Below are 26411 nucleotides of genomic sequence, written 5' to 3'. Positions count from 1 at the left end.
AGAAAATAGCGATGGCGCTCACGAAAGCACCCAAACCCGCCTGGGGATGAGGAAACGAGGCTCATCTTATCTCCCGTTCACCCGCAAAAGACGACAACAAAACGTCATCATCCCGAAAAAGAAAAAAACCCGCCGAAAATATCGACGGGTTTGTCAGCGGTCTGGGGCGGCCTTCGCCGCCTTTTTTCGTCTGCACCGTGCTTGGACATCAGAAGACGGCAAGATATTTCAGCAGCGAAATAATGCCGATGATGATGACGATCACCTGCGCAATCTGTTTCGCACCGCCGCCGACCGGCAGGCGCGCGATAAGCCACAAGACGAGCACAATCACCAGGAAGGTGATCAGAATGCTGACGAGCGTAGATGTAACCATATGTCCCAGCTCCCTGTAAAATAAAGGCTTCAACGGTCGTTCACCGTTGTGGGAGTAAAAAGCGCCAGATAGATTTTTGTTCCATGCAGTTGATTGCGCGCGATTAAATTAGGACTTGCTGAATGGCAGATGGTGGGAAGGTGAAGTTGCGTCCCGTGGGGGCGAGGGCCGAGGTGGGGCGGCTCGGTCGCGCCGCCATTTCGACGGTGACAGGCGGTAAACTGGATCTCGTGACCGGCGTTGCAGAGCCTGGATTCAACCCGATTGATCTACTGTATTCGTCACTCGCCGCCTGTCTTGCAGTCAGCGCCCGGATCGCCGCCAGTCGGCTAGGTTTGCTGGAGCGCTTCAATGGTGTGGTTGTCGAGGTCACGGGCGAAAAATCCGCCGAGGAGCCGTACAGCATTGTCCGTTTCGACATTGGCATCGCGGTGAGCGGCGATTTCGATGAGAATAGCCGCAACGCCATTGCCCATCTTGCCGAGGATATATGCACTGTCAGCAACACGCTGAAGGGCGATGCGGAATTCGCGATGTCTGTTACCGGCTGACGATCAAGGCTTCCGGGATTTTTCCCATTTTTTCACCAGCCGGTCGCGCTTGAGCTTCGAGAGGCGCTTCAGCCAGAAAACGCCATCCAGCTGGTCGATCTCGTGCTGGATGCAGACGGCGTGAAATCCCTCGGCGGTCTGCCGGTGTTCGCCGCCGGATATGTCCTGAAACCTCACCTCGACACTGCAAGGTCGCTCCACCTCGTCGGTAAAGCCCGGCATGGAGACGCTGCCCTCCATATGGCGCATGGTCTGCGTGGATTGGCTGATTATTTCGGGATTGATGTAGGTCAGGACGGTTCCCGGTGTCAGTTCCAACACGAAAACCCGCTGTTTTATGCCGATGTGGGCGGCGGTGATGCCGACGCCGGGTGCAGCGCGCATCGTGTCGATCAGGTCCGTTACCAGCTGTTGCAATTGCCCGTCGAAAGCCGTGACCGGCGCGCAGATTTCGGACAAACCGGGATGAGGGTAGGGCAGGATCGGCCTGATTGCCAAGGAATGCTCCGTTCGTTTCAAATCCGCAGGGACGCCGCCGCGAGGGCCTGTCCTTCTTCGGTTGCCTCCAGAAAGCTGCGCTGGGTGCGGGCATCGCGTTTTGTCACCCGCACGAAACGTGGCGACAGGGCAGTGATTTCGCGCAGAATGAGGGCGTGCGCAAGCCCCAGCCGATTGGCGATGCTGCGGCTGTCAGCGGCGATGTTGAGACGAAGCGAAAGAAGGATCGCCGCGCCCGTGGCTGTCAGCGCCCGTGAGGAGCTTTCCTGAACCCGCTCCACCGCGGCCATGAACGCGGCGGCGGACTGCGCCTCGTCCATCAGGAGGCGTCCGTGCGCAGGCGAACAGAGACGAGCACCGATTTCGATGTCGGCGTGAAACTGTCTTCGCCATAGCTCGACAGCGGCACCAGCACGTTCAGTTCCGGATAATAACCGCCGACGCTGCCCTGCGGGATATTATAGGGCACCAGCCGGAAATTCCGCGCAATGCGTTTCACGCCGTCGCCATATTCGCCGATGACATCGACACGCTGGCGGGAATGGGCGCCGAGCGTTTCCATGTCCTTCGGGTTCATGAAGATGACGTGGCGCTCGCCATAGACGCCGCGATAACGGTCGTCCATGCCGTAGATCGTGGTGTTGTATTGATCGTGGCTGCGGAAGGTCTGCAAGACAAACAGGTCATCGCGCGTGAGCGCCTGCTGGTGTTCGGTCTGTTCGGGTAGCGGACCGCTATAGAAGGTGGCCTTTTTCGCCGGCGTGTTCCATTCCCGTTCGGCTGCTGCGTTGCGCAGATGAAAACCGCGCGGCACGCGTACGCGCTCGTTGAAATTATCGAAACCGGGAATGACCCGCTCGATCATGTCGCGGATGAGGTCGTAATCATCGGCAAGCGCCTTCCAGTCGACATGGGCATTGCCAAGCGTCGCCTCGGCGATGCCAGCGACGATGGCCACTTCCGAACGCAGCTCATCCGAGGCCGGTGGATTGATGCCGCCGGAACCGTGCACCATGCTCATGGAATCCTCCACCGTGACGATCTGCGAGCGCCCGGCCGAATTGCGGTCGATTTCCGTTCGGCCGAGGCAGGGCAGCACAAAGGAGGTTTCGCCCGGCACCAAGTGCGAATGGTTGAGCTTGGTTGCGATGTTGACGGTCAGCTTCTGCTTTTCGAAAGCCTTGACGATCAGCGGGCTGTCGGGCGTCGCCCGCATGAAATTGCCGCCGAGCGCGATGAAAGTCTGAGCCTTGCCGTCCAGCATCGCGGCGACGGCTTCGACGGTATTGTGGCCGGGCTTGCGCGGCATGGGGACGCCAAGTTCCTTTTCCAGCGCATCGAGAAGCGCGGGCGGGGCTTTTTCATCGATGCCGACGGTGCGGTCGCCCTGCACGTTGGAATGGCCGCGCACGGGGCAAAGGCCGGCGCCCGGACGGCCGATATTGCCACGCAGCAGCATGAAATTGGTGATCTCGCGAACGATAATGACCGAATGCCTGTGCTGCGTGACACCCATGGCCCAGGTGGCGATGACGGAACCGGCGTTCATGTAGATGCGGGCGGCTTCCTCGATCTCCGCGCGGGTGAGGCCGGACTGGTCGAGGATGCTCTCCCAGCTCGTTGCATCGACGGCGGCGCGATAGGCATCGAATTCGGCCGCATGTTCGGCGATGAAGTCGTAGTCGATGATGGCGGGCTCGCCCGCCGCCCTTGCTGCATCGTCGGCGGCGAAGACTGCCTTGCTCATGCCGCGCACGGCCGCCATATCGCCACCCTGACGCGGCTGGTAATAGTTGGTGGCGATTTTCGTGCTGCTGCCGGTGATCATTTCGATCTTGTCCTGGGGGTCGGCGAAACGCTCGAGACCCTTTTCCCGAATGGGATTAAAGACAGCGATGCGGGCGCCGCGAAGGGCGGCGCGGCGCAAGTCGCCAAGCATGCGTGGATGGTTGGTGCCGGGATTTTGCCCGATGACGAAAATGGCGTCCGTCTGCTCGAAATCCTCCAGCAGCACCGTGCCCTTGCCGACGCCGATCGATTCTTTCAGGCCGACGCCGCTCGCCTCGTGACACATGTTGGAGCAGTCGGGGAAATTATTGGTACCGTAAAGCCTGACCATCAACTGATAGAGGAAGGCCGCCTCGTTGGAGGCGCGGCCGGAGGTATAGAACTCAGCCCGGTCGGGACTGTCGAGGCTGTTGAGGATACGGCCGATTTCGGCAAAGGCATCGTCCCAGGAGACAGGCAGATATCTGTCGCTCGCCCGGTCATAACGCATGGGATGGGTGAGGCGGCCCTGTTTTTCCAGATCGTAATCAGACCAGCTGCGCAGTTCGGATACGGTGCGGCTGGCGAAGAAATCCGGCGGCACCCGGGCTTCCGTTGCTTCCCATGACACCGCCTTGACGCCGTTTTCGCAGAACTCGAAAGAGGAGCCATGTTCCGGGTCTCCCCAGGCGCAGCCCGGGCAGTCGAATCCATCCGGCTGGTTGGTCTTCAAAAGCGTGCGGGCGCCGGAAATCGGGGCGCCGGATTCCAGGAGGCGTTTGCCGACGCTTTTGAGTGCGCCCCAGCCACCTGCGGCGGAGGATGCCTTGCCTATGAAATCCGTCTTGCTCATGATTGTGATTCCCGGGATGTGTCTTCTTGCGCGCGCCCGACGGCTTGCCGTTTGTCAAAAGCATCTTCAAAAGCGCTGATCCGCACCGCCTGTCAATGTCTTAATTGTGCATTGCGGCAAAACCTTTGTTCGCCCATTCGACATTTAAAACGGGAACGGCGTAAAGGGGGTGGACGTTGTCGTAAAACAAGCCGCGCAGATTGGCTAAACATGCTTATGGCCGCTGGCTGAGACCCTGCCGGCCAATAGGAAGAGGAATGTCGAATGGATTTTTTGCCGCGGCCGGAGAGCTTGCGTATTTGCTGCTACCCGGTTGTTGACAATATACCTTTTAACGCCATTCTGCCTGCGCATCCGTGCACTGCCATATTTGAATACAAGGGGACGCCAGATGACAGACCGTGACGACGATCCTGTCGCGCCCGAGGACATGAAGCCGACGGAAGCGCCCTCCGATATCTACGCCGAAGACGGTTCGGTACGCTCCGATTTTCTGACGATGGTGGGTGCGGCGATCGCTGACCGCGATCTGCTTTTCCTGCGCAAGAATGTGGCGCGGCTGCACGAATCGGAACTTGGTGACTTGCTGGAATCCATCCTGCCGGAACAGCGCCATGCGCTGGTGCGGCTTCTCGGTTCCGATTTCGACATGACGGCGCTGACCGAGGTGGATGAGGGCATCCGTCTCGATATCGTTGACCAGATGTCGAATGAACAGATTGCCGCCGGCATTGGCGAGCTGGATTCGGACGACGCCGTCTATATTCTCGAGGACCTCGACGACGAAGACCGCGAGGATATTCTCTCGCAACTGCCGTTCACTGAACGCGTGCGGCTGATGCGGGCGCTGGATTATCCAGAAAGTTCGGCCGGTCGCCGCATGCAGACGGAATTCGTCGCCGTGCCGCCGTTCTGGACCGTGGGGCAGACCATCGACTACCTGCGCGAGGAGGAGGAGCTGCCGGAATCCTTCTCGCAGATTTTTGTCATCGATCCCACCTTCAAGCTGGTCGGCGCGCTCGATCTCGACAGGGTTCTGCGCGCCAAACGTCAGGTGAAGATCGAAACGATCATGCACGAGACCAACCACTCCATCCCGGCGGAGATGGACCAGGAAGAGGCCGCGCAGCTTTTCGAGCAATATGACCTTCTCTCCGCCGCTGTGGTCGATGATAACGGCCGACTGGTGGGCGTGCTGACCATCGATGACGTAGTGGACGTCATTCAGGAAGAGGCCGAGGAGGATTTGCTGCGCCTTGGCGGTGTCGGTGACGAAGAGCTGTCGGACTCGATTGCCAGCACGTCCCGTTCGCGCGTGCCCTGGCTTGCGGTTAACCTTATCACCGCCTTTCTCTCCGCCTCTGTCATCAGCCTGTTCGATGCAACGATCCAGCAGATCGTCGCGCTGGCGATCCTTATGCCGGCGGTGGCCGGTATGGGCGGCAATGCCGGATCGCAGACCATGACGGTGTCGGTGCGGGCGCTCGCCACCAAAAGCCTCGATATTCACAACGCTGCGCGCATCATCCGGCGCGAGGCGGGCGTGGGTATTCTGAATGGCATGCTGTTCGGCTGCGCCATCGGCATCGTTGCCGGTGTCTGGTTTCAGGATATCCATATCGGCGGCATCATCGCCACGGCCATGTGCCTCAACATGCTGGCGGCGGCGCTGGCGGGCATTCTCATTCCGCTGGTGCTCGACAAGTTCGGCGCGGACCCGGCGGTCTCGTCGGCAGTTTTCGTGACGGCGGTCACCGATATTGTCGGCTTCTTCGCCTTTCTGGGGATCGCGACCTGGTGGTACGGTATTTCCGGATAGGGCCAGACGGGCGAAAATTGACTTTTACGTGAAGGTCAAATAATATCTTCCGGTGATGAATCGGATAGGCCCTTGGACAAGTATTATAGCATAACCGAACTGACACGCGAATTCGGTGTTTCCACCCGCACCTTGAGGTTTTACGAGGACGAGGGACTGATTCACCCTGAACGTCGCGGGCGCACACGGCTTTTCAGGGCTGCAGACCGCCGCCTCATTCAGGAAATCCTGCGCGGCCGCCGTATCGGTTTCACGATCTCCGAAATTCGCGAGATCATTCACGTCTACAAGGAACCGCCGGGCGAATCGGGCCAATTGGTGCTTCTGATGAAGAAGGTCGATGAAAAGCGCGCCGAGCTTCGGCAAAAACGCAAGGACATCGAAGAGACGCTGGCGGAACTCGACAATGTCGAAGAAGCCTGTCTGACGCGGCTTGCCGAAATCGGCGTTGGGACATGAAAGCAGCTCGTGCTGCTTGATTCGTCAGTGATTTAATGCCGAAAACAGGCCTTAAGCCTTCTATCTTTACCGCATTCCTTTGGGGGACGATCGCCAGAGTGGTGATGGGCCGCGTTGGAGCGAGTATGTGCCGCTTGTCGCCTTCTCCCCGCCGGGGAGAAGGTCGCGGCAGCGGGATGAGGGGGCTAGGGTAGAGATATTCGGCAACGTTGCCCCCTCATCCGACCCTTCGGGCCACCTTCTCCCCCTCGGGGAGAAGAAACAAGCGGCAAGCCCTGACGTCTCCCTACTGTGCCTCAACCGTGCACTGTTGCGCCACCTCACTGACCTTCGTCTGCTGATCGGCGTTGAGCTTGCCTTCCATCATCGTGTCGAACAGGTTTTCCGCCTGCAGCTTCTCCAGTGTGCAGCCGCAGAAACGCTGGCACAGTTCCAGCCCGTTGGCCTGCTCGACACAGCTCTTTTCACAGCTCGATTTGTAAAGCTCGACCTGATCGACAGGCGAGGGTGGGGCTATGAGCGACAGGGTATAGACGAGGCCGATAAGCACCGGCTGGTGGATGAGGTAGAATGCCAGGCTGTGGCGGCCGGCGCCTGCGATCAGGTTGCGAGGCGAACTCGGGCTTCGAAAGCGGTCGAGCCAGTCGCGCGGCGTGACGAATTGCGACACCGCAAGCCCGGCAAGGAAGGGCGCAAGCCAGGGCAGAAGCGGCACATAGTCGTTCGAACGGGGCGGCGTGGTGGAAAAACCAATCCAGGCCAACCATTTTGCGTTGAACAGTTCGGACTGCAGATAGTGAGGCAGGGTGAAGGCGATCACGGCAAAAAGCAACGTCACGGCCGCGGGGGCTCGCACGAACAGCAACCCGACAAGGCTTGCCGCGGCGATATTGTGCAATATGCCAAAGAAGATGAAGCTGTCAGGAAAGGCGAAATAGGTGGCGATGGTAATGAGCAGTGCCGAGCCGGCCACCATCGCAAAACGTTTGCCGAAAGACGGCCAGTTGACGCCCTTACCATGGGCGAGAAACAGGCTGAAACCGGCCAGAAACAGGAACGAGCTGGCGATGCCGCGCGCATAGAGTTTCCACAGGCCGGTGGTTGCCGTGCCGGGTTCCAGATAGCCGAAATATTCCAGATTCCATGTGAAGTGGTAGGACGCCATGGCGATGAGGGCCAGCCCGCGCAGGGTGTCGAGACCGCCTATGCGGCCTTTGCGGCGGTTTTCGTTTGCGGCTGCGTTCGTGTTCATGGTTTCCGTTTTCGGCTTTCGGGGGGCGGTATCACGCTCGGCTTGGCCCCTGAAGTGCGGCTATTTCAAGGCCTGTTTTCTTCCATAATGGCGCGCCGTGCTTCGGAAAAGAACTGGCGGCGTAACAACGCCACGATGATGATGACCGTGCTGGCGATGAAGACATAGGGGCTGATGAACCAGCCGAGATAACCGATTGACAGAAAGATGGTCCGCAGGCCGTCATTGAAGTTCTTAGCAGCGATGATGTTCATCTTTATGACGTTTTCGGCTGCCCGCTCGGCCGCCCTGCGATCGGCGCCGACATCGTGGACCATGGGAATGGCGCCGAACAGGATGGTGCAATAGTTGAACAGGCGGTAGGACCAGCCGAACTTGAAGAAGGAATAACCGAAAAGACAGGTCAGCCCGATGACCTTCAGCTCGAAGGCCGTGCGCCCGGCATACTGCACGAACGGCATGTCGCGGAACACCGATTCGACTTGTTCTGTGGCGCCCAGCAGGGCGAAACATCCGCCGATGGCGAAGATGGAGGTGGAGGCGAAAAAGGCGGTGCCGTTCTGCAGGCCGGCCATAATCTGCGTGTCGATCATCTTCAGGTCGCGCTTCAGCGAATTCATGATCCACTCGCGGCGGCGCTCGGCCATGGCCTGGTTGAGGCTGGCTCTCGAAAACAGCCTCGTGCCCGTCGTGACATGGGTATAGACGGCCCATAGCAGGATGAAAACCACGATCGAGATATAGTCCATCACGGTCATCACGGGCAGGCCACCTTGCTGTTTGCGAATCTTCGAAAGCATATTGATTTGAAGGCCATGGCAAGGCAATGGCGGCGGCTGCCGTCACTCCATATTCTCCTTGGGCGTTGCGGTTTCATCATTCGGTTTTTCGCTAACGTTCCGGTAACCAAGTCGCTTTATCAATCCAGTCGCGGACGATGTGTCTGCCGGTTCCGGGTTAAGGTTTTGCGTCCCGGTTCCGCCCGTTTTTTTGCCTGCGGCGAGGGCCGATTGACAGAATGGCCGTTCGCACCTAGCCTTTTATCTGGACCGGTGTTTCCGGTATCCGGAGCAGCCAAGGCTGATATGCCCCGCATCCTGCAGGCAGGTCTTGTTTTCTCCGGCCCGGTATCAGCGGCAGTCCGGCATGAGCAACCGGGGAACGCCTTTTTCTACGAATCGTTCCCTTCCTGTCTGTCTGCCCCTGGCTTGCGACACGGCGAAGATGCCGGTCCGTTTCATTCTCTTCCTTCAGGTTTCAGATGACAGATAAAAACCGCTCCGTTTTCATTCTTGGCGGCGCGCGCTCAGGCAAGTCCCGTTTTGCGGAGGAGCTTGCGGGCAAGTCGGGTGGAAGCCTGCATTATCTGGCCACTGGCCGGGCATGGGATGACGAGATGCGCGACCGCATCGTCCATCATCAGGCGCGGCGCGGCGGCGAATGGACAACGCATGAAGCGCCCGTCGATATTGCCGCCGTGCTGGACCAGCTCGGCGCGCCGGAAAATGTCGTTCTCATCGATTGCCTCACCCTGTGGCTCACCAATCTGATGATGGAGAACGCCGATATCGAGGCTGCTTTTGCGGCGCTCGAGACGGCGATTGCATCGGCTCGAGCTAAGCTGATTCTCGTCTCCAACGAAGTCGGTCTCGGCATCGTGCCGGAAAACCGCATGGCGCGGGAATTTCGCGATCACGCCGGCCGCCTGCATCAGCGAATCGCCGCCATTGCCGGAGAGGTCTATTTCGTCGCCGCCGGCCTGCCCCTGAAGATGAAGGGCTGAAGGGTACGCGCGCAAGCGGGGCCGGCATCGCTGCGCATTTTGCTCTTGTACAAATTTCTCTCGTAAAGCCGCGTCCCGTTTTGCCGGGGCTGCGACAGCTTTGCTTTCTTGACCTGGATCAAGGTGGCGCTCTCCCGCCGGTGGCAATGCTCCAACCGACGCATAGGCACGTTTCCGCTCTCTTGGGCGCGTGCCGTGCCTTTCGTCGGTCGGCTTGCACGTTGGGGGAAACCAACAATGAATTACACGTTAGAAACCGCGATCGTGGCGCTCGGCGCCTTTCTCGCGTTGCTTGGGGCAGCCTTTGCCCATGACAGTCTTTTCGCAGCCCATATGTGGGTACTGTTCTTTACGCTTCTGGTCAGCACGGTGCTTTTGCTGCGCCGTGTCTCCTTCGCGCCTGTCGGTTCTGCCACGCGTGCTCACTTGAAGTCGGAATATTTCGACGAGGTGGTGAAATACGGCGTCATCGCCACTGTGTTCTGGGGTGTCGTCGGCTTTCTGGTTGGCGTTGTCGTGGCGCTTCAGCTCGCCTTTCCCGATCTCAACATCGCGCCCTATTTCAATTTCGGCCGGATGCGGCCGCTGCACACATCGGCGGTTATCTTCGCTTTCGGGGGAAATGCGCTGATCGCCACCTCCTTTTACGTGGTGCAGAGAACCTGTCGCGCGCGGCTGTTCGGCGGCAATCTCGGCTGGTTCGTGTTCTGGGGCTACAACCTCTTCATCGTCATGGCGGCCACCGGCTATCTGCTCGGGATTACGCAGGGCCGCGAATATGCGGAACCGGAATGGTATGTGGATATCTGGCTGACCATTGTCTGGGTCGCCTATCTGCTGGTGTTCCTCGGTACGATCCTCACGCGCAAGGAGCCGCATATCTATGTGGCCAACTGGTTCTACCTCAGTTTCATCGTCACCATCGCCATGCTGCATATCGTCAACAATCTCGCCATTCCCGTCTCGTTCCTTGGCGTCAAGAGCTATTCGGCTTTTTCGGGCGTGCAGGACGCGCTGACGCAATGGTGGTACGGCCATAACGCTGTCGGCTTCTTCCTGACGGCCGGCTTCCTCGGAATGATGTATTATTTCATTCCCAAGCAGGTGAACCGCCCGGTCTATTCCTACCGCCTGTCGATCATCCACTTCTGGGCGCTGATCTTCATGTATATCTGGGCCGGCCCGCACCATCTGCACTATACGGCGCTGCCGGACTGGGCGCAGACGCTCGGCATGGTGTTCTCGATCATGCTGTGGATGCCGTCCTGGGGCGGCATGATCAACGGTCTGATGACGCTTTCGGGCGCCTGGGACAAGATCCGTACAGACCCCATCGTGCGCATGATGGTGATGGCGGTGGCCTTTTACGGCATGGCGACCTTCGAAGGTCCGATGATGTCGATCAAGGCCGTCAACTCGCTCAGCCACTATACCGACTGGACCATCGGCCATGTGCATTCGGGTGCTCTCGGCTGGAACGGCATGATCACCTTCGGCGCGATCTATTACCTGACGCCGAAACTCTGGGGCAGGGAGCGTCTCTATAGCCTGCAACTCGTCAACTGGCACTTCTGGCTCGCCACGATCGGCATCGTCATCTACGCGGCCGTCATGTGGGTGGCCGGCATCCAGCAGGCGCTGATGTGGCGCGAATACGATACCCAGGGCTTCCTCGTCTATTCCTTCGCGGAATCGGTCGCGGCGCTGTTCCCCTATTACGTGATGCGTGCATTGGGCGGCCTGATGTTCCTCAGCGGCGCGCTGATCATGGCCTACAACGTCACAATGACCATCCTCGGTCATCAACGCGAGGAGGGCGCCAGCGAAGGCGCGGTGCCCTCGCTGCAGCCTGCTGAATAAGGAGGGCTCCGATGTCCATTCTTGACAAACACGCCGTCGTCGAACGCAACGCCACGCTGCTTCTGGTCGGTTCTTTGCTGGTCGTCTCCATCGGCGGTATCGTGGAAATCGCACCGCTCTTTTATCTCGAAAACACCATCGAGAAGGTGGAAGGCATGCGGCCCTACACGCCGCTGGAACTGGCCGGGCGCAACATCTACATCCGCGAGGGATGTTATGTCTGCCACAGCCAGATGATCCGGCCGTTCCGCGACGAGGTGGAGCGTTACGGGCATTACAGCCTGGCAGCGGAATCCATGTATGACCATCCGTTCCAGTGGGGTTCCAAGCGCACGGGGCCGGATCTTGCGCGTGTCGGCGATCGTTATTCGAACGAGTGGCACGTGCAGCATCTGGCCGATCCGCGTTCGGTCGTGCCGGAATCGATCATGCCCTCCTATGCTTTCCTGAAGACCACGACGCTGAAGGTCACCGAGGTTTCCATGGAGCTGAAGGCCAACCGCGCCGTCGGCGTACCCTATAGCGACGAGATGATCGAAAAGGCGAGCGCTGACATGAAGGCGCAGGCTGATCCGAATGCCGATACCAGCGAGCTGCTAGCGCGTTACCCGAAGGCCAAGGTCGGCGATTTCGACGGCGATCCGGCCAAGCTCACCGAAATGGATGCGCTTGTGGCCTATCTGCAAATGCTCGGCACGCTGGTCGATTTCTCGACCTATGACGATGCCGCCGGATACCGGTGAGGAGGTGTGAGCCATGGAAACCTACACGGCCATGCGCCACTTCGCCGATAGCTGGGGTCTGCTTGCCATGACCCTGTTCTTTGCCAGCGTCGTTGTTTTCACCCTTCGCCCAGGCTCGAGAAAAGCCGCGGACGATGCCGCCAGCATTCCGCTCAAGGAGGACTAGGATATGTCCGAAAAACACATCGATAAAATCAGCGGCGTCGAAACCACTGGCCATGAATGGGACGGTATCCGCGAGCTGAACAACCCAATGCCGCGCTGGTGGGTCTGGACCTTCTATCTCACGATACTGTGGGCCATCGGCTATACCATCGCCTATCCGGCATGGCCGCTGATCAACGGGGCGACGCAAGGGTTGCTCGGCTGGAACAGCCGCGGCGATATTGCCGCCGATATTGCCGATGCAAAACAGTTGCAGAGCGTCTTTGTCGACAAAATCGCCAATGCGTCGCTTGCCGAAATTCAGACCGACCCGGCCCTGAGTCAATTTGCCCTTTCCGGCGGCGCGGCCGCTTTCAAGGTCAATTGCATTCAGTGTCACGGTTCGGGCGCGGAAGGCGGGCAGGGTTATCCCAACCTCAACGATGACGACTGGATGTGGGGCGGCAGCGTCGAGGACATCTATACAACGGTGAAGCACGGCATTCGTTTTGCCGACGATGCTGATACGCGTGCTTCGGAAATGCCGGCCTTCGTCGACATTCTGAAGTCTGACGAAATCCGCGAGGTTGCCGCCTATGTCGTCAGTCTGACGGGAACGCCTTCCAATCCGGCGCTGGTGGAACCTGGCAAACAGGTTTTTGCGGATAATTGCGCTTCTTGCCACGGTGAGGATGCCAAGGGCAACCGCGAGTTCGGAGCACCCAATCTTGCCGATGCTATCTGGCTGAAGGCCCACGGCGAAGAAGGTATCGCTGCACAGATACGGTCACCGAAACATGGGGTGATGCCTGCCTGGGGAGAGCGTCTCGGTGATACGACCGTCAAGCAGCTTGCCATCTTCGTGCATTCGCTTGGTGGGGGTGAATGAGGTGAGCAGAATGTGGAGAGGGGGCGCCGGGGAGGCGCCCTTTTTATCATGGGCAGATCAGGCGTTGTCCGCCCGTCCATCCGGATATTCGGCTGGTCCCTTCAACTCGATCTTGTTGCCGAATGGATCACGGAAATAGAACGAATGTCCCATTCCTCTCGCGCCGCCGTGAAAGGCTTCCTGTTCTATCGTAACGTTAAATTTCACCAGATGTGCGCGAAGCGCATCATGGTTCAGGGGACCGGTCGCTATGCAGATGTGATCGACATTCCGTCCTCCGGCGACGGGCGGAGCAGCCTTTGTGCCACCGGGATGTGTGACATCCCACAGCACGATCAAGGCATTTCCGCACCAGACCTGTTCCATGCCGAGAGCAGGATAAGAGTAACCATCAGTGCACCCCAGCACGTTCCGGTAGAAATCGAGCGCCCGCGCCATATCGTCGACGATGAAGACGATATGATCGATACCGACCAACGAAAAAGGCGGCGTTGTCAAAGTCATTGCGGGTTCCTGCCGATCAGTTTTTCGACCAGACGGCCAGTTCGTATCCATCCGGATCGGTGAAATGGAAACGCCGGCCGCCGGGAAAGGCGAAGATCGCGACGCTGATCTGGCCGCCGGCGGCCTCGATACGCCGTTGCGCATCCTCGATATCGGCGGCGTAGAGAATGACGAGCGGTCCGCCCGTGGAAGAAACCGGCGCGGTGGTGGTGAAGCCGCCCGTCAGGCGGCCGTCGGAGAATTCGCAATATTGCGGACCGTAATCCTTGAAAGTCCAACCGAACGCGCCGCCGTAAAATTCCTTGCTGCGCTCGATATCGGCGACGTTGAATTCGACATAGTCGATGCGTCGGTCGTTTGTATTCGTGATCATCTTTCCTCCATCAATCCTTTTCGAGCAGCGCCTTCAGCGTTTCGAGATCGGCCGTGACCGCTCTTGCATCCTGATCGAAATCCTCGTCCGTCATGCCCTGAAGGCGAAGCAGGGTGAAACTCACCTCCGTACCGTCGCCATTCGGCGTCACCCGTAGCGCGTTATAAACTTTGATACCATCCGGCAATGTCACGAGGTGGTCGATGACGCCCAATTCGTTTGCGGGCGCAAAATTGACGCGCACCTCACCCAGCGGCCCGCCCTCGGCGATCCAGTCTTGGCCATCGGCTTTAAGACCGCCCGCAAGGCCCGCGGCCCAGCGAGGCATATTCTGAGGGTCGGAGGCGAAGTCGTAGACCTCTGCCCACGGTTTTTCGATGGATAGATGAATGATTCTCGACTGCATGACAGGCATTTCATCCTCCCTGACGGCGCTTTCCCGGGACTGCGCCACTTTGTCGTCACTTGATGCAAGTCAAGGATGTTTCACCGGGGAGATGGGAGAAAGCAAGGAGATAAAAATGGACTCCTCTCATGAACATCTATCGCGCCGGACAGGACAGCCCGCAACAGCCCGTCGAAAGGCTGGAGGCGGAAGCCGTCAATTCCGCAAAAACGCGCAAACCGCTCTACGAAGCCCGCAAGAAGATTTTTCCCAAGCGCGCCGAGGGACGGTTCCGGCGGTTCAAATGGCTGGTAATGCTGATCACGCTCGGCATTTATTATCTGACGCCATTCCTGCGCTGGGACCGTGGCCCCTATGCGCCAGATCAGGCGGTGTTGATCGATATCGCCAACCGGCGCTTTTATTTCTTCTTCATCGAAATCTGGCCGCAGGAGTTCTTTTTCGTTGCCGGCCTGCTGGTCATGGCAGGGCTGGGGCTGTTTCTCGTCACCTCCGCCGTTGGGCGCGCATGGTGCGGTTACACCTGTCCACAGACCGTCTGGGTCGATCTGTTTCTGGTGGTCGAGCGGGCGATAGAGGGCGACAGGAACGCTCGCATGAAACTGGATGCGGCGCCCTTCACGTTTGGCAAGTTACACAAGCGGGTGTTGAAACATGCGGTCTGGCTGGTCATCGGTGTTCTGACAGGTGGAGCCTGGATCTTCTATTTTGCCGATGCGCCGACGCTGGCGAGAGAGTTCCTGACCGGCGAAGCACCCATGATCGCTTACACCACCGTCGCGATCCTCACCGCCACGACCTATGTCTTCGGCGGGCTGATGCGGGAACAGGTCTGCACCTATATGTGCCCCTGGCCGCGCATTCAGGCAGCGATGCTGGACGAGAATTCGCTTGTCGTCACTTATAATGACTGGCGGGGTGAACCGCGCTCGCGGCACGCTAAAAAGGCTGCGGCGGCAGGGGAGAGCATCGGCGATTGCGTCGATTGCAATGCCTGCGTTGCGGTCTGTCCCATGGGCATCGACATCAGGGACGGGCAGCAGCTGGAATGCATCACCTGCGCTCTCTGTATCGATGCCTGTGACGGGGTGATGGACAAGATCGGCAAGCCGCGCGGGCTGATCGCCTATGCGACGCTTTCCGAATACCAATCCAACATGGCGCTGGCGACCGGCAATGGTCAGCACCCGATTCGCCCCGCGAATGTGCGCGAGGAGGACGGCAGTTTCAGCAAACGCGTGCGCCACTTCAACTGGCGCATCATCTTGCGGCCGCGCACGCTGCTTTATACGGCCATCTGGGCTGCTGTGGGCATCGGCATGTTGTTTGCGCTGGTGACGCGCGAGAGGCTGGCGCTCAACGTGCTGCACGACCGCAACCCGCAATATGTGCTGGAATCGAACGGGTCCATCCGCAACGGTTACACGGTCCGAATCCTCAACATGGTGCCACAGCCGCGCATAATGAGCCTGACGATGGACGGCCTTCCGAATGCGGTGATGAAGATAAACGGCATGGCCGATACGGCTGCCCGGGCTTTCGAGGTGACCGTGGAGCCGGATGAAGCGACGACGCTGAAGGTCTTCGTCACCCTGCCGGGCGAGGATGTTGCGCGGGTAGCTGAAAATTTCGAATTCATCGTCAGCGATACGGCCGGCCACGAAACGGCCCGTTACGATGCGGTCTTCAATGCTCCGGGAGTGAAAAAATGACGGTGACCAATCAACGCGCCTCCGGTTTCACATTTACAGGCTGGCACATGCTCGGCGTGATGGTGCTGTTCTTTGGCACCATCATTACCGTCAACATGATCATGGCCTGGAACGCGATCCATAGCTGGAGCGGGCTTGTGGTGCCCAATACCTATGTGGCCAGCCAGCAGTTCAACGCCAAGGCGGAGGCCGCCAAGGCAAGGGCTGCAACCGGCATCAAGGGCAGGCTGGCGGTGGATGAAAAGACGGTGCGTTACGAAGTTTTCCATCCGGATGCCGGGCCTGTCGACACGGATACGGTGACGGCGCATTTCCGCCGGCCCGTGGGTGAGAGCCAGAATTTCGACATGGAGCTGGCCCCGGTTTCGACAGGTGTCTTCACTGCTGCGCATGACATGCTGTCCGGCCAATGGATCGTCGAAGTGACAGCCGTCAAGGATGGCCGGATCATCGTGCATGAGGGCACGCGGATAGCTGTCATCAGGGGGCGCAAATGAGCTGCTGCGCACCGGGAACGGAAGGGTCGCTGCAACTCGGCGAACCGGTCAATCCGCCATCGTCGGAGGAATTGCTGTTAGCGAGCCGCGATCTGGGGCAGGGGCTTCGCCAGACCGATCTCAGCGTGCCGGATGTTTATTGCGGCGCCTGCATCACCACCATCGAGACTGCGCTTCGCCGTGTGCCGCAAGTGGAGCAGGCGCGGGTGAACCTGTCGTCGAAACGGGTGGCGGTCGTCTGGAAGGAAGAGGTCGATGGCGTCAAGACCGATCCCGCCGATCTTGCCCGCGCGATCCTTTCAACCGGATACAGGACACATCTTTTCGCGAGCGGGCAGGATGCTTCAGACGCGTTGCGCTCGCAGCTTATCAGGGCGGTGGCGCTCTGCGGCTTTGCGTCCGCCAACATCATGCTTCTGTCGGTATCCGTCTGGTCGGGCGCGGATGCGGCGACGCGTGACATGTTCCACTGGATTTCGGCGATGATCGCCGCGCCGGCGCTGATCTACGGCGGGCGTTTCTTCTATCGATCGGCCTGGAATGCGCTGAAACACGGCCGCACCAATATGGATGTGCCGATCGCGCTCGCCATCACGCTTTCCTACGCCGTTTCGCTGTGGGAGACGATCCATCACGGCGAACACGCGTGGTTCGACGCGACGGTATCGCTGCTGTTCTTCCTGCTGATCGGTCGCACGCTTGATCATGTCATGCGCGACAAGGCGCGCTCGGCGATTGCCGGATTGGCCCGCCTTTCGCCGCGCGGCGCTACCGTCATCGACGCGGACGGGGTGCGGGACTACCGGTCGCTTGCGGATATCGAACCCGGAATGTCGATTGCGATTGCGGCGGGTGACCGGGTAGCGGTGGATGCCGTGGTGGTCTCCGGCAGCAGCGATCTCGACATGTCCATCGTCAATGGTGAAAGCGCGCCGCGCCGCGTTGCGGCAGGCGACAGCCTGCAGGCCGGCACGCTCAATCTCACCGGTTCGCTTGTCGCCCGGGTGACTGCGTCTGCAAAGGATTCCTTCCTGTCGGAAGTGATCGGGCTGATGGAGGCAGCGGAAGGCGGGCGGGCGCGTTACCGGCGTATCGCTGACCGTGCCGCAAGCTATTATTCGCCCGTCGTGCATCTTCTGGCGCTGGTGACGTTTCTCGGCTGGGGCATTTTCGGCGGCGACTGGAAACAGGCGATGCTGATCGCCATTGCGGTTCTCATCATCACCTGCCCCTGCGCGCTCGGCCTTGCCGTTCCCGTCGTGCAGGTGGTGGCCGCAGGAAGGCTGTTCCGGCACGGGATCATGGTCAAGGAAGGTTCGGCCATGGAGCGGCTTGCTGAAATTGATACCGTGCTGTTTGACAAGACCGGAACCCTGACTGTTGGCAAGCCGAAACTGGTCGAGACCGGCGATGTAAAGCCGGCCATCATGGCGATTGCCGCCGGCCTTGCCGCCCATTCGCGGCATCCGTTGTCGAAGGCTCTGCATGCTGCCTATAGCGGTGCCTTGCCGGCCTATGAGACGGTGCGGGAAATTCCGGGGTCGGGCGTCGAGGCCGAGACGGAAGGCGGCACTTACCGGCTCGGCAATCGCCGTTTCGCTTGCCCGGATGAGGCGCGGGTCGACAATGGCGATGCGCGGTCGGAAGTGGTGCTTTCTCTCGATGGCCGGCATCTGGCGAGCTTCGGCTTTGAGGACAAGCCACGCGCAGGTGCGGTGGCGGCATTGCGCAGCCTGTCTGGGTGGGGCCTTGCGCGGGAGATCGTCTCGGGTGACCGGGCAGCAGCCGTCAGCGCCATGGCGCAGCGGCTGGGGATCGGCAACTGGCGCGCGGACCTGTCACCGAAGGACAAGGCGGCGCGCTGTGCCGCGCTTGCCGGCGAGGGGCGCAGAGTGCTGATGGTGGGAGACGGTATCAACGACGCTCCGGCGCTTGCCGCTGCGCATGTGTCCATGGCGCCCGCCACCGCCGCCGATATTGGCCGGCAGGCCGCCGATTTCGTGTTCATGCAGGAGAATCTCGATGCCGTGCCTTTCGCAATCGAGACATCGCAGCGGGCAGGAAGGCTGGTCCGGCAAAACTTTGCGCTTGCCATCGGCTATAACGTCGTCGCCGTGCCGATTGCGATTGCCGGTTATGCGACGCCGATGATTGCGGCCATTGCCATGTCGACGTCTTCGTTGGTTGTTGTTGCCAATGCGTTGCGCCTTGCTGGTGCGGCTGAAACTGTCCGTACCCGGAGCGATGTAAAAACAGGATTTGCGGGCGAGGGGGCGCAACTGGCATGAACATGCTGATCTATCTCATTCCCGTCGCGCTGTTCTTAGGGGCACTTGGCCTTTTCGCCTTCCTCTGGTCGGTGCGTTCGGGCCAATATGAGGATATGGACGGGGCCGCCTGGCGGGTAATCGATGATGGTGATGACCGGCCACGGCCCTCTTGACGGAAAAACAAACGGTCAGTTTTGAACTTGTATCGACCTGTCGCAAATATGCAAAGCTGACTTGCGTCATCAAAATTTAATCGTTTCAGTCGCCCCCAGCCTTGCCGTTTTGTTATTACAGTGCCACAACACGACCACCAAAAAGCAAGATGGAGGCACACCCCTTGGAACAGGCAGAAATCGGTTTGATCGGTCTCGGCGTCATGGGCTCGAACCTGGCGTTGAACATCGCGGAAAAGGGCAACAAGATTGCCGTATTCAACCGAACCCCTGAAGCGACGAAAAAATTCTACGCCGAGGCGGGTGAGTTGCAGGGACAGTTGATCCCCTGCGAAACCATCGAGGAATTCGTCGCCGCCATTCGTCCTCCGCGCCCAATCATCATCATGATCAAGGCCGGCGATCCGGTTGACCAGCAGATGGAAATCCTGAAGCCGCATCTCTCGAACGGCGACATCATGATCGACGCCGGCAATGCGAATTTCCGCGATACGATCCGCCGTTTCGACAATCTCAAGGATAGCGGCCTGACCTTTATCGGCATGGGCGTTTCCGGCGGTGAAGAGGGTGCTCGTCACGGACCGTCGATCATGGTTGGCGGCACCGAGGATAGCTGGAAGCGCGTCGAAAAGGTTCTGACCTCCATTTCCGCCAAATATAATGACGATCCGTGCGTGGCATGGCTCGGCAATGACGGTGCCGGTCATTTCGTCAAGACGATCCATAACGGCATCGAATATGCCGACATGCAGATGATTGCTGAAATCTACGGCATCCTGCGTGATGGCCTTGGCATGAGCGCGGTTGAGATCGCCGACGTGTTCGCTGAATGGAACAAGGGGCGCCTGAATTCCTACCTGATCGAGATCACCGAGAAGGTCCTGCGCGCCGCCGATCCGATCACCGGCAAGCCGATGGTCGATCTGATCCTCGACAAGGCCGGCCAGAAGGGCACCGGCAAGTGGTCGGTGATCGAGGCCCAGAACATGGGCGTCGCCGCAACAGCTATCGAGGCGGCTGTGGCTGCCCGTATCCTGTCGTCGCAGAAGGACGAGCGTGAAGCTGCCGAGAAGATCTTCGGCCTGCCGCCGCTTGCAGCTGCACCCGCCGACAAAAAGGCGTTTATCGCCGATCTGGAAAGCGCGCTTCTGGCCGCCAAGGTCGGTGCCTATGCGCAGGGCTTCGCCATCATGTCGGCCGCGTCGAAGGAGTTCAACTGGAACCTGCCGATGCCGACGATTGCCCGCATCTGGCGCGCCGGCTGCATCATCCGCTCGGAATTCCTCGATGAGATCACTTCGGCCTTCACCAAGGATCCGCATGTGGCCAACCTCATCGTGACGCCGGCCTTCTCCGCCATCGTCAAGGATACCGACGCGCCGCTGCGTCGTGTGGTTTCCTATGCCGTGCTCTCCGGCCTGCCTGTTTCGGCGCTGGCTTCGGCACTCGGCTATTTCGATGCCTATCGCCGCGGTCGCGGCAGCGCCAACCTCATCCAGGCGCAGCGCGACTTCTTCGGCGCCCACGGCTTCGAACGCACCGACGGTGTGGACAAACCGCACGGCCCTTGGGGCAGCGGCGCGGATAGCTTCTGATAGGCTGAAACGACAAACGACAAAAGGCCCGCGCGAGCGGGCCTTTTTCATTTCATCTATGCCTCGATTAGCGGGCGGCGGCGAGACCGACGATGAGGCCGCTGACGGCGTTGATGAGCAGGAACTGGTTGTCGACGCGCACCCAGCGCTGGTCGCGGCGCGGTTCGGCAAGGCGATAGCGGCGGTAGTCACGGCGGTCCACCATGTTGCGGCGCTCACGGGCCGAGAGGCGCTGGCCGCGATCCCAGCGGTGCTTCTTGACGATGACTTTCTTGGTGGTGACCTGACGCTCGACGGTAACGCCGCGATGGCGGTCGTCGTGGCGGCTCTGGGCCTGAGCCATCGGGGCTGCAAGAACGGTGGCTGCCAGAAGAATGGTGACGAACTTTTTCATGGACGTTTCCTCTCGTGTTTCGATGAGGAGAACTTACGAATAAACGAATGAACGGAAACTGAATTTAAAATTACATTTATGTAATGGTTATTAACGGTTAGGTGCGGACATTAATTCTTCGGTTGCAGATTGCAATCCGGCTCTTGGAGTGAGGCCGCCCGGTATCCGCCGGACGGCCTTGCTTCATATATCAGGCCCGTTCGGCGGATTTTGCCCAGAGGTTGATATCCGCGTCCTTGGCGTAGCGGTCGATTTCCGCAAGCTCGTCGGCGGAGAAATCGGCGTTGTCGAGCGCCTTCACGCAATCCTCGACCTGTTCGACACGGCTTGCGCCAATCAGCGCAGACGTGATGCGACCACCGCGCAGCACCCAGGCAATTGCCATCTGCGCCAGCGTCTGGCCGCGGCGTTCGGCAATGCTGTTCAGCGCGCGGATGTTTTCGACATTGCGCTCATTGAGGAACGCCGGGTTCAGCGACTTGCTCTGCGATGCACGGCTGCCATCAGGCACGCCGCCGAGATATTTCGTCGTCAACATGCCCTGCGCCAACGGCGAGAAGACGATGGAGCCGATGCCCAGTTCTTCCAACGTGTCGACGAGACCATCTTCTTCGATCCAGCGATTGATCATCGAATAGCTCGGCTGATGGATGATGCAGGGTGTGCCGAGATCCTTCAGGATCGCGGCGGCCTCGCGGGTACGCTTCGAATTGTAGGACGAGATGCCGACATAAAGCGCCTTGCCCGAACGCACGATCTGGTCCAGCGCGCCGCAGGTCTCCTCAAGCGGTGTATTGGGGTCGAAACGGTGGGAATAGAAAATATCGACGTAATCCAGCCCCATGCGCTTCAGGCTCTGGTCGCAGGAGGCGATTACATATTTGCGGCTGCCCCATTCGCCATAGGGACCTGGCCACATGTTGTAACCGGCCTTGGAGGAGATGATCATCTCGTCGCGATAACCTCTGAAATCCGTCTTCAGAATTTCGCCGAAGGCGGTTTCGGCGCTGCCGGGCGGCGGGCCGTAATTGTTGGCGAGATCGAAATGGGTAATGCCGAGATCGAAGGCGCGGCGGCAAATGGCCTGTTTGGTCTGGTGCGGCGTGTCATTACCGAAATTGTGCCAGAGCCCCAGCGAAATCGCCGGCAGTTTCAGGCCGGTCTTGCCACAATGATTGTATTTCATGGATGTGTATCGGTTTTCGGCCGGTTGCCAAACCATGGGTATTCCTCCATTTGCTGATGACTGGTTGCCGCAGAACCCGGCAACCCTTTGAACTGTCGACGACAGGCGCACGTGCACCTGTCATTCCCGAGAGGGATGGTTATGCCTTTCTCCGCATCGTTTCAATGTCGGGATTGGGCGAGGATTGGCAGGTGTGAAGATCGAAGATGCGGAAATGCGGCTGGGGGCCGCCCGCCTTCGGGGTGAAGATGATGCGGCGCGTTTCGCCGGCCGAAAGATCGAACAGATTGTCCGAATATCGACCCGGCTGGTCCGCCTCCAACATGACGAAGAGGGCGAGACCGGCGGCGGTGACATCGATTTCAAACTGGCCGTTTTTCAGCGGGCTGACGGAGAGATCCAACCCGGCGGGCTGAAGATCCAGCGCCTTGTAGCTATCGCGCACATGATGGCCTTCGCCGGTCATGCCGTTGGACGCGATGAAGCTCCACGCAAGGATAGCGCCATCCGGCAGGCTGTCCATGTCGATGTCTGTCAGCGTCGCGGCCTTATCCGTCGCGCATGTGCCGTTGGCGGATTTCAGCGGCACGCGGTTGCCGTCCATGGTCAGCGCAACGATGTTCATGTCAATTTCCACATCCTCCGCCGTGTCGTTGACCATGGAGAATTTCACCCGGCGTCCATCTTCTGAAGGGATGGCCGAGACCGTGACCGGCTGGAAGAAACGGCGGGCGGCATAGTGCAGCGCCTTCCAGCCGCCGCCATAATCGAGGCTCGACCATGAAGCGACCGGCCAGGTGTCGTTGAGCTGCCAATAAAGCGTGCCCATGCAATGGGGCTTGAGCGAGCGCCAGTAATCGACAGCCGTGCGTATGGCCAGCGCCTGCTGCACCTGACTGAGATAAACGAAATTCTTGAAATCCTTGGGGAAGCGGAAGTAGCGGAACATGGTGCCCGCAATCCGCTCATTGCCGCCGACATTCTTCTGGTGCAGTTCGATGACCGGGGAGGCGATGTTCATGTCCTTCTCTTCCGCATAGGTGCGGATGACAGGCATGGACGTATAGGATTGGAAACCGAATTCGGAGCAGAAGCGCGGCTTGACCGAGCGGTAATTGTCGAACGACTTGTTCTCGTGCCAGACGGACCAATAATGCATGTCGCCGGAGCCATCCGCGTGCCAGGCATCGCCATAATCGAGATAACCGGAGGCGGGGCTTGACGGCCACCAAAGCGCTTCGGGAGCGGCTTTTTTCAGGGCTTTTTCGATAGTGCGGTTCAGGCGGTCGTAAGCCACGAGATAACGGTCGCGATTGTTGCGGGATTCATTGAACCAGGTCAGCGCGCCCACCAGTTCGTTATCACCGCACCAGAGTGCGATGGACGGATGCGAGAAGAGGCGTTTGACCTGATAATCGACCTCGTGTTCGACATTGTCGAGGAAGTCATCGGTGCAGGGATAGAGATTGCAAGCGAACATGAAGTCCTGCCAGACCAGAAGGCCGAGGCGGTCGCAGAGATCATAGAACCAGTCTTCCTCATAAAAGCCGCCGCCCCAGACACGTATCATGTTCATATTGGCCTCGACCGCGGAGCAGAGGAGATCTTCGGTCTTTTCCGGGCTGGTCAGCGAATAAAGCGCATCGGCGGGAATCCAGTTGGCGCCGCGGCAGAAGATTTCCCGTCCGTTGATGCGGAAAGCGAAGCGGCTGCCGGCCTCATCCTTGTCGGTCAGAAGCTCGATGGTTCGAAACCCGATCTGGCGGGTGACGGTTTCGTCAGGCAGTTCGACCGTGAGTTTGTAGAGCGTCTGCTCGCCACTGCCGGCCGGCCACCAGAGGTCTGGATTTTCCACGAAGAAGACGTGGCGCACCACCGTTTCGCCAGCGCCGACGCCGCAATCCAGCCGCAGCCTTTCATGCCCCAGCGACAGATAGACCGGCAGGCTTGCCGGTCCTTCGGCAAAGAGCGTGATGGCCACATGCAGCTCGACGCCGCCTTCGACATGATGCTGCGAGGTGAGGACATGTTCGATACGGGCTGTATCGAGCCGCTTCAGCAGGATTTTGCCGTAGAGGCCAAGCGGGGCGATGGCGATGTTCCAGTCCCAGCCGAAATGGCATTGCGGCTTGCGCAGCATGTTGCCATTGGCAATGGGTGAATTGCCGGGGTGATAGGGAATATAAAAAGGCTGCCGCGCCTGCCGGTCCGCACCGGCAGCGATATTGGAATGGAAATGAATCCGGATGGTGTTTTCACCCGGCCGCACAGCCCGCGAAACATCCGGGCGGTAACGGCGAAAACAATTGTCGGCGCTCAGGACCGGGACGTCGTTGACGAAGACGATGGCGACCGTGTCGAGGTAATCGATATCGAGATACCAGCTGGCGTCCGCCTCATCGAGAATGAAAGTGCGCTCAAGGATCCAGTCTCGCTGCGCGACCCATTGCACGGCCTTCTCGTTGGCGCCGTGATAGGGGTCTGGAATGATGGCGGCATTTTTGAGCGCGGAGTGAATATCGCCCGGAATGGAAATCTCGATGGCATAGTCTCCTTCCACTGAGGCCAAGTGCCAAAGCCCGGACAGATCGATGACGGTTTCGGGCGTGGAGGAAGAAATCATGATCGGACCCTGCATAATATGAATTCAACGAAGACGGCCGGCATTATGATGCAGGCTTGTGTCAGAATATGGGGAGAATGGATCGACGCAAAGCGGCCGTGATACGTTTATGCGGCCTTGCGATTTCCTCCCTCCGGCAACGTTATCGTAAAACAATCCTCCCGTCATTCCTTTGAATGTCCTGTGGATGCCAGATAAATACCGGGCGTTTATTGAGTGGGATGCAGAAGTTCTGGTGAGTGATGATTTTGTTGTTTTATCAATTTATATCAGTAATTTATTCTATTTATTTAATTTAAATAATTAGGATGTTTTTCCGTCAATATCCACAATTTTCAGACCTTGAGGAGTGGCTGACGGCAGGGAGATATTTTCTCGATCTATATCGTTATAGCCGGATCGGCGGATATGCAGAAAAGGCCCGCTCTGTGGCCGAGACCTTTGCCTTTGCAACGGCGCAAAAGCTATCTATGATTATCGTTCGGTAAAGTGTGGCGAAATGACATGAACGATACTGGTAAATCCGGCGGAGGCGAAGCACCCGCGACGACGGGCGAGCGTCCGACCCTGAAGACCATCGCCTATATGACGGGTCTTGGCATCACCACAGTCTCGCGCGCGCTGAAGGATGCGCCCGATATCGGCGCCGAGACCAAGGAGCGCGTGCGGCTGATCGCCCGGCAGATCGGTTACCAGCCAAACCGCGCCGGGGTGCGCCTTCGCACCGGCAAGACCAATGTGATTGCCCTTGTGCTGAGCGTCGATGAAGAACTGATGGGTTTTACCAGCCAGATGGTATTCGGCATCACCGAGGTTCTTTCCACGACACAATATCATCTGGTTGTGACGCCCCACATCCATGCCAAGGATTCGATGGTGCCGATCCGCTATATTCTCGATACCGGTTCGGCGGATGGGGTCATTATTTCGAAAATCGAGCCCAACGATCCGCGCGTTCGTTTCATGACCGAGCGCAACATGCCCTTCGTCACCCATGGGCGGTCCGATATGGGGATCGACCATGCTTTTCACGATTTCGATAATGAGGCCTATGCCTATGAAGCCGTCGAGCGGCTGGCGCAATGCGGACGCAAAAGGATCGCCGTCATCGTGCCGCCATCGCGGTTTTCGTTCCACGATCACGCCCGCAAGGGGTTCAACCGGGCGATCAGGGATTTCGGCCTTAGCGAATTTCCGCTGGACGCCATCACCATCGAAACACCGCTTGAAAAAATCCGCGATTTCGGCCAGCGGTTAATGCAATCCGATGACCGTCCCGACGGCATCGTTTCGATCAGCGGCAGCAGCACCATCGCGCTGGTGGCGGGTTTCGAAGCAGCGGGTGTTAGGATCGGCGAAGATATCGATATCGTCTCGAAACAGTCCGCCGAGTTCCTGAACTGGATCAAACCGCAGATCCACACCGTCAATGAAGATATCAAGCTGGCAGGCAGGGAGCTTGCAAAGGCCCTTCTGGCGCGCATCAACGGCGCGCCGCCGGAAACCCTGCAGGGCATCAGCAGTCCTGTCTGGTCTTCGATGGCGCCGAAGCCGTAACGAGCTGCTTTGCGATTGATGGCGCGACGTGCCTACCCAGCGATTGTCGCGCCTCGTTTCCTTATGCGGTACTTTATATTTCAATCGCAAGTAACTGTTTTGAAATATGCGTTCTTCCGGTAATTTA

At 59.0% G+C, this 26411-nt stretch carries 26 protein-coding genes; 14 read left to right on the top strand and 12 right to left on the bottom strand.

Annotated elements, in window-relative coordinates:
• Positions 1-208 precede the first annotated feature (208 nt).
• The gene (locus PL599_RS11090) at positions 209-376 is read right to left on the bottom strand and encodes a Thivi_2564 family membrane protein (RefSeq protein ID WP_003502827.1); all 168 of its coding nucleotides are present in this window, start codon (positions 374-376) and stop codon (positions 209-211) included.
• Positions 377-498: 122 nt separating this feature from the next.
• Here PL599_RS11090 and PL599_RS11085 point away from each other — a divergent pair, with 122 nt between their 5' ends.
• A complete protein-coding gene (locus PL599_RS11085) occupies positions 499-927 on the top strand; it encodes an OsmC family protein (RefSeq protein ID WP_269823907.1) in 429 nt (142 codons plus the stop codon).
• A 3-nt stretch (positions 928-930) separates the two neighbouring features.
• Here the strand turns inward: PL599_RS11085 and PL599_RS11080 are convergent, their stop codons facing one another.
• The 3 genes from PL599_RS11080 to PL599_RS11070 are packed head-to-tail and all read right to left on the bottom strand — an operon-like array spanning position 931 to position 4045.
• On the bottom strand, positions 931-1425 hold the full coding sequence (locus tag PL599_RS11080; protein ID WP_269823908.1) for a peptide deformylase: 495 nt from the start codon (positions 1423-1425) through the stop codon (positions 931-933).
• 17 nt (positions 1426-1442) lie between these two features.
• On the bottom strand, positions 1443-1745 hold the full coding sequence (locus tag PL599_RS11075; RefSeq protein ID WP_137410407.1) for a hypothetical protein: 303 nt from the start codon (positions 1743-1745) through the stop codon (positions 1443-1445).
• Complete coding sequence (locus PL599_RS11070; RefSeq protein WP_269823909.1) at positions 1745-4045, bottom strand: FdhF/YdeP family oxidoreductase; 2301 nt, start codon at positions 4043-4045, stop codon at positions 1745-1747. Before PL599_RS11070 ends, PL599_RS11075 begins: the two co-directional genes overlap by 1 nt.
• Positions 4046-4436: 391 nt before the next feature.
• On the opposite strand from PL599_RS11070, the gene mgtE reads away from it, so the two are divergent.
• Positions 4437-5864, top strand: coding sequence for a magnesium transporter (mgtE, locus tag PL599_RS11065; protein ID WP_269823910.1), 1428 nt, complete (start codon positions 4437-4439; stop codon positions 5862-5864).
• Between the two features lie 72 nt (positions 5865-5936).
• Positions 5937-6323, top strand: coding sequence for a MerR family transcriptional regulator (locus PL599_RS11060; protein WP_003524989.1), 387 nt, complete (start codon positions 5937-5939; stop codon positions 6321-6323).
• Positions 6324-6609: 286 nt separating this feature from the next.
• Here PL599_RS11060 and PL599_RS11055 read toward each other — a convergent pair whose 3' ends face one another.
• Complete coding sequence (locus PL599_RS11055) at positions 6610-7575, bottom strand: heparan-alpha-glucosaminide N-acetyltransferase (protein ID WP_077982259.1); 966 nt, start codon at positions 7573-7575, stop codon at positions 6610-6612.
• Between the two features lie 65 nt (positions 7576-7640).
• A complete protein-coding gene (locus tag PL599_RS11050) occupies positions 7641-8333 on the bottom strand; it encodes a DUF599 domain-containing protein (protein WP_137411010.1) in 693 nt (230 codons plus the stop codon).
• A gap of 503 nt (positions 8334-8836) precedes the next feature.
• Here PL599_RS11050 and cobU point away from each other — a divergent pair.
• The 5 genes from cobU (at position 8837) to ccoP (ending at position 12994) form a co-directional block, all read left to right on the top strand.
• Positions 8837-9358 carry a bifunctional adenosylcobinamide kinase/adenosylcobinamide-phosphate guanylyltransferase gene (gene cobU / locus PL599_RS11045; RefSeq protein WP_269823911.1) on the top strand — a complete coding sequence of 174 codons (522 nt, stop codon included), beginning with the start codon at positions 8837-8839 and terminating at the stop codon, positions 9356-9358.
• Positions 9359-9595: 237 nt separating this feature from the next.
• Positions 9596-11218 carry a cytochrome-c oxidase, cbb3-type subunit I gene (gene ccoN / locus PL599_RS11040; RefSeq protein ID WP_142912245.1) on the top strand — a complete coding sequence of 541 codons (1623 nt, stop codon included), beginning with the start codon at positions 9596-9598 and terminating at the stop codon, positions 11216-11218.
• 11 nt (positions 11219-11229) lie between these two features.
• Positions 11230-11961, top strand: a complete 732-nt coding sequence (gene ccoO / locus PL599_RS11035; protein WP_137410403.1) for a cytochrome-c oxidase, cbb3-type subunit II — start codon at positions 11230-11232, stop codon at positions 11959-11961.
• 13 nt (positions 11962-11974) lie between these two features.
• Positions 11975-12127: a cbb3-type cytochrome c oxidase subunit 3 gene (locus PL599_RS11030; protein ID WP_142912244.1), complete on the top strand. Its 153-nt coding sequence runs from the start codon at positions 11975-11977 to the stop codon at positions 12125-12127.
• A gap of 3 nt (positions 12128-12130) precedes the next feature.
• A complete protein-coding gene (gene ccoP, locus PL599_RS11025) occupies positions 12131-12994 on the top strand; it encodes a cytochrome-c oxidase, cbb3-type subunit III (RefSeq protein WP_077982264.1) in 864 nt (287 codons plus the stop codon).
• A gap of 57 nt (positions 12995-13051) precedes the next feature.
• On the opposite strand, the gene PL599_RS11020 is transcribed toward ccoP, so the two are convergent.
• From PL599_RS11020 to PL599_RS11010, 3 genes are read right to left on the bottom strand one after another with little or no spacing between them, the layout of a single operon-like run.
• The gene (locus PL599_RS11020) at positions 13052-13498 is read right to left on the bottom strand and encodes a VOC family protein (protein ID WP_191218266.1); all 447 of its coding nucleotides are present in this window, start codon (positions 13496-13498) and stop codon (positions 13052-13054) included.
• A 16-nt stretch (positions 13499-13514) separates the two neighbouring features.
• Entirely contained in the window at positions 13515-13871 is a 357-nt protein-coding gene (locus PL599_RS11015; RefSeq protein ID WP_269823912.1) for a VOC family protein, read from the bottom strand.
• A gap of 10 nt (positions 13872-13881) precedes the next feature.
• Positions 13882-14286 (bottom strand): SRPBCC family protein, encoded by a 405-nt coding sequence (locus tag PL599_RS11010; RefSeq protein ID WP_269823913.1) that lies wholly within the window; start codon positions 14284-14286, stop codon positions 13882-13884.
• A gap of 119 nt (positions 14287-14405) precedes the next feature.
• On the opposite strand from PL599_RS11010, the gene ccoG reads away from it, so the two are divergent.
• The 5 genes from ccoG (at position 14406) to gndA (ending at position 20524) form a co-directional block, all read left to right on the top strand.
• Entirely contained in the window at positions 14406-15989 is a 1584-nt protein-coding gene (ccoG, locus tag PL599_RS11005) for a cytochrome c oxidase accessory protein CcoG (RefSeq protein ID WP_269823914.1), read from the top strand.
• Positions 15986-16486 (top strand): FixH family protein, encoded by a 501-nt coding sequence (locus tag PL599_RS11000; protein WP_269823915.1) that lies wholly within the window; start codon positions 15986-15988, stop codon positions 16484-16486. The genes ccoG and PL599_RS11000 overlap by 4 nt, the downstream gene beginning before the upstream one ends.
• Entirely contained in the window at positions 16483-18774 is a 2292-nt protein-coding gene (locus PL599_RS10995; RefSeq protein ID WP_269823916.1) for a cation-translocating P-type ATPase, read from the top strand. The genes PL599_RS11000 and PL599_RS10995 overlap by 4 nt, the downstream gene beginning before the upstream one ends.
• Positions 18771-18929: a cbb3-type cytochrome oxidase assembly protein CcoS gene (gene ccoS / locus PL599_RS10990; protein ID WP_077982270.1), complete on the top strand. Its 159-nt coding sequence runs from the start codon at positions 18771-18773 to the stop codon at positions 18927-18929. Before PL599_RS10995 ends, ccoS begins: the two co-directional genes overlap by 4 nt.
• A 164-nt stretch (positions 18930-19093) precedes the next feature.
• Positions 19094-20524, top strand: coding sequence for an NADP-dependent phosphogluconate dehydrogenase (gene gndA, locus PL599_RS10985; protein ID WP_271359058.1), 1431 nt, complete (start codon positions 19094-19096; stop codon positions 20522-20524).
• Between the two features lie 67 nt (positions 20525-20591).
• Here the strand turns inward: gndA and PL599_RS10980 are convergent, their stop codons facing one another.
• From PL599_RS10980 to PL599_RS10970, 3 genes are all read right to left on the bottom strand, one after another.
• Complete coding sequence (locus PL599_RS10980; RefSeq protein WP_077982272.1) at positions 20592-20918, bottom strand: RcnB family protein; 327 nt, start codon at positions 20916-20918, stop codon at positions 20592-20594.
• Between the two features lie 190 nt (positions 20919-21108).
• Positions 21109-22140 carry an L-glyceraldehyde 3-phosphate reductase gene (gene mgrA, locus PL599_RS10975; RefSeq protein ID WP_269823918.1) on the bottom strand — a complete coding sequence of 344 codons (1032 nt, stop codon included), beginning with the start codon at positions 22138-22140 and terminating at the stop codon, positions 21109-21111.
• A gap of 103 nt (positions 22141-22243) precedes the next feature.
• Positions 22244-24742, bottom strand: coding sequence for a beta-mannosidase (locus PL599_RS10970; protein ID WP_269823919.1), 2499 nt, complete (start codon positions 24740-24742; stop codon positions 22244-22246).
• Between the two features lie 489 nt (positions 24743-25231).
• Between PL599_RS10970 and PL599_RS10965 the strand changes: the two genes are divergently transcribed.
• Positions 25232-26284, top strand: a complete 1053-nt coding sequence (locus PL599_RS10965; protein WP_269823920.1) for a LacI family transcriptional regulator — start codon at positions 25232-25234, stop codon at positions 26282-26284.
• The last annotated feature ends 127 nt before the right edge of the window (positions 26285-26411 follow it).

Source organism: Agrobacterium sp. ST15.16.055 (genome assembly GCF_027956555.1).
Taxonomy (GTDB): Bacteria; Pseudomonadota; Alphaproteobacteria; order Rhizobiales; family Rhizobiaceae; genus Agrobacterium; species Agrobacterium salinitolerans.
The sequence above is the reverse complement of the archived record's forward strand: the minus strand, read 5'-3'. Positions and strand labels throughout refer to the sequence as shown.

Excerpts from the sequence above, each read along its gene's own strand:
- PL599_RS11090 (WP_003502827.1), bottom strand. The coding sequence starts at position 376 with ATGGTTACATCTACGCTCGTCAGCATTCTGATCACCTTCCTGGTGATT.
- PL599_RS11085 (WP_269823907.1), top strand. The coding sequence starts at position 499 with ATGGCAGATGGTGGGAAGGTGAAGTTGCGTCCCGTGGGGGCGAGGGCC.
- PL599_RS11075 (WP_137410407.1), bottom strand. The coding sequence starts at position 1,745 with ATGGACGAGGCGCAGTCCGCCGCCGCGTTCATGGCCGCGGTGGAGCGG.
- PL599_RS11070 (WP_269823909.1), bottom strand. The coding sequence starts at position 4,045 with ATGAGCAAGACGGATTTCATAGGCAAGGCATCCTCCGCCGCAGGTGGC.
- mgtE (WP_269823910.1), top strand. The coding sequence starts at position 4,437 with ATGACAGACCGTGACGACGATCCTGTCGCGCCCGAGGACATGAAGCCG.
- PL599_RS11055 (WP_077982259.1), bottom strand. The coding sequence starts at position 7,575 with ATGAACACGAACGCAGCCGCAAACGAAAACCGCCGCAAAGGCCGCATA.
- PL599_RS11050 (WP_137411010.1), bottom strand. The coding sequence starts at position 8,333 with ATGACCGTGATGGACTATATCTCGATCGTGGTTTTCATCCTGCTATGG.
- cobU (WP_269823911.1), top strand. The coding sequence starts at position 8,837 with ATGACAGATAAAAACCGCTCCGTTTTCATTCTTGGCGGCGCGCGCTCA.
- ccoN (WP_142912245.1), top strand. The coding sequence starts at position 9,596 with ATGAATTACACGTTAGAAACCGCGATCGTGGCGCTCGGCGCCTTTCTC.
- ccoO (WP_137410403.1), top strand. The coding sequence starts at position 11,230 with ATGTCCATTCTTGACAAACACGCCGTCGTCGAACGCAACGCCACGCTG.
- PL599_RS11030 (WP_142912244.1), top strand. The coding sequence starts at position 11,975 with ATGGAAACCTACACGGCCATGCGCCACTTCGCCGATAGCTGGGGTCTG.
- ccoP (WP_077982264.1), top strand. The coding sequence starts at position 12,131 with ATGTCCGAAAAACACATCGATAAAATCAGCGGCGTCGAAACCACTGGC.
- PL599_RS11020 (WP_191218266.1), bottom strand. The coding sequence starts at position 13,498 with ATGACTTTGACAACGCCGCCTTTTTCGTTGGTCGGTATCGATCATATC.
- PL599_RS11015 (WP_269823912.1), bottom strand. The coding sequence starts at position 13,871 with ATGATCACGAATACAAACGACCGACGCATCGACTATGTCGAATTCAAC.
- PL599_RS11010 (WP_269823913.1), bottom strand. The coding sequence starts at position 14,286 with ATGCCTGTCATGCAGTCGAGAATCATTCATCTATCCATCGAAAAACCG.
- ccoG (WP_269823914.1), top strand. The coding sequence starts at position 14,406 with ATGAACATCTATCGCGCCGGACAGGACAGCCCGCAACAGCCCGTCGAA.
- PL599_RS11000 (WP_269823915.1), top strand. The coding sequence starts at position 15,986 with ATGACGGTGACCAATCAACGCGCCTCCGGTTTCACATTTACAGGCTGG.
- PL599_RS10995 (WP_269823916.1), top strand. The coding sequence starts at position 16,483 with ATGAGCTGCTGCGCACCGGGAACGGAAGGGTCGCTGCAACTCGGCGAA.
- ccoS (WP_077982270.1), top strand. The coding sequence starts at position 18,771 with ATGAACATGCTGATCTATCTCATTCCCGTCGCGCTGTTCTTAGGGGCA.
- PL599_RS10980 (WP_077982272.1), bottom strand. The coding sequence starts at position 20,918 with ATGAAAAAGTTCGTCACCATTCTTCTGGCAGCCACCGTTCTTGCAGCC.
- mgrA (WP_269823918.1), bottom strand. The coding sequence starts at position 22,140 with ATGGTTTGGCAACCGGCCGAAAACCGATACACATCCATGAAATACAAT.
- PL599_RS10970 (WP_269823919.1), bottom strand. The coding sequence starts at position 24,742 with ATGCAGGGTCCGATCATGATTTCTTCCTCCACGCCCGAAACCGTCATC.
- PL599_RS10965 (WP_269823920.1), top strand. The coding sequence starts at position 25,232 with ATGAACGATACTGGTAAATCCGGCGGAGGCGAAGCACCCGCGACGACG.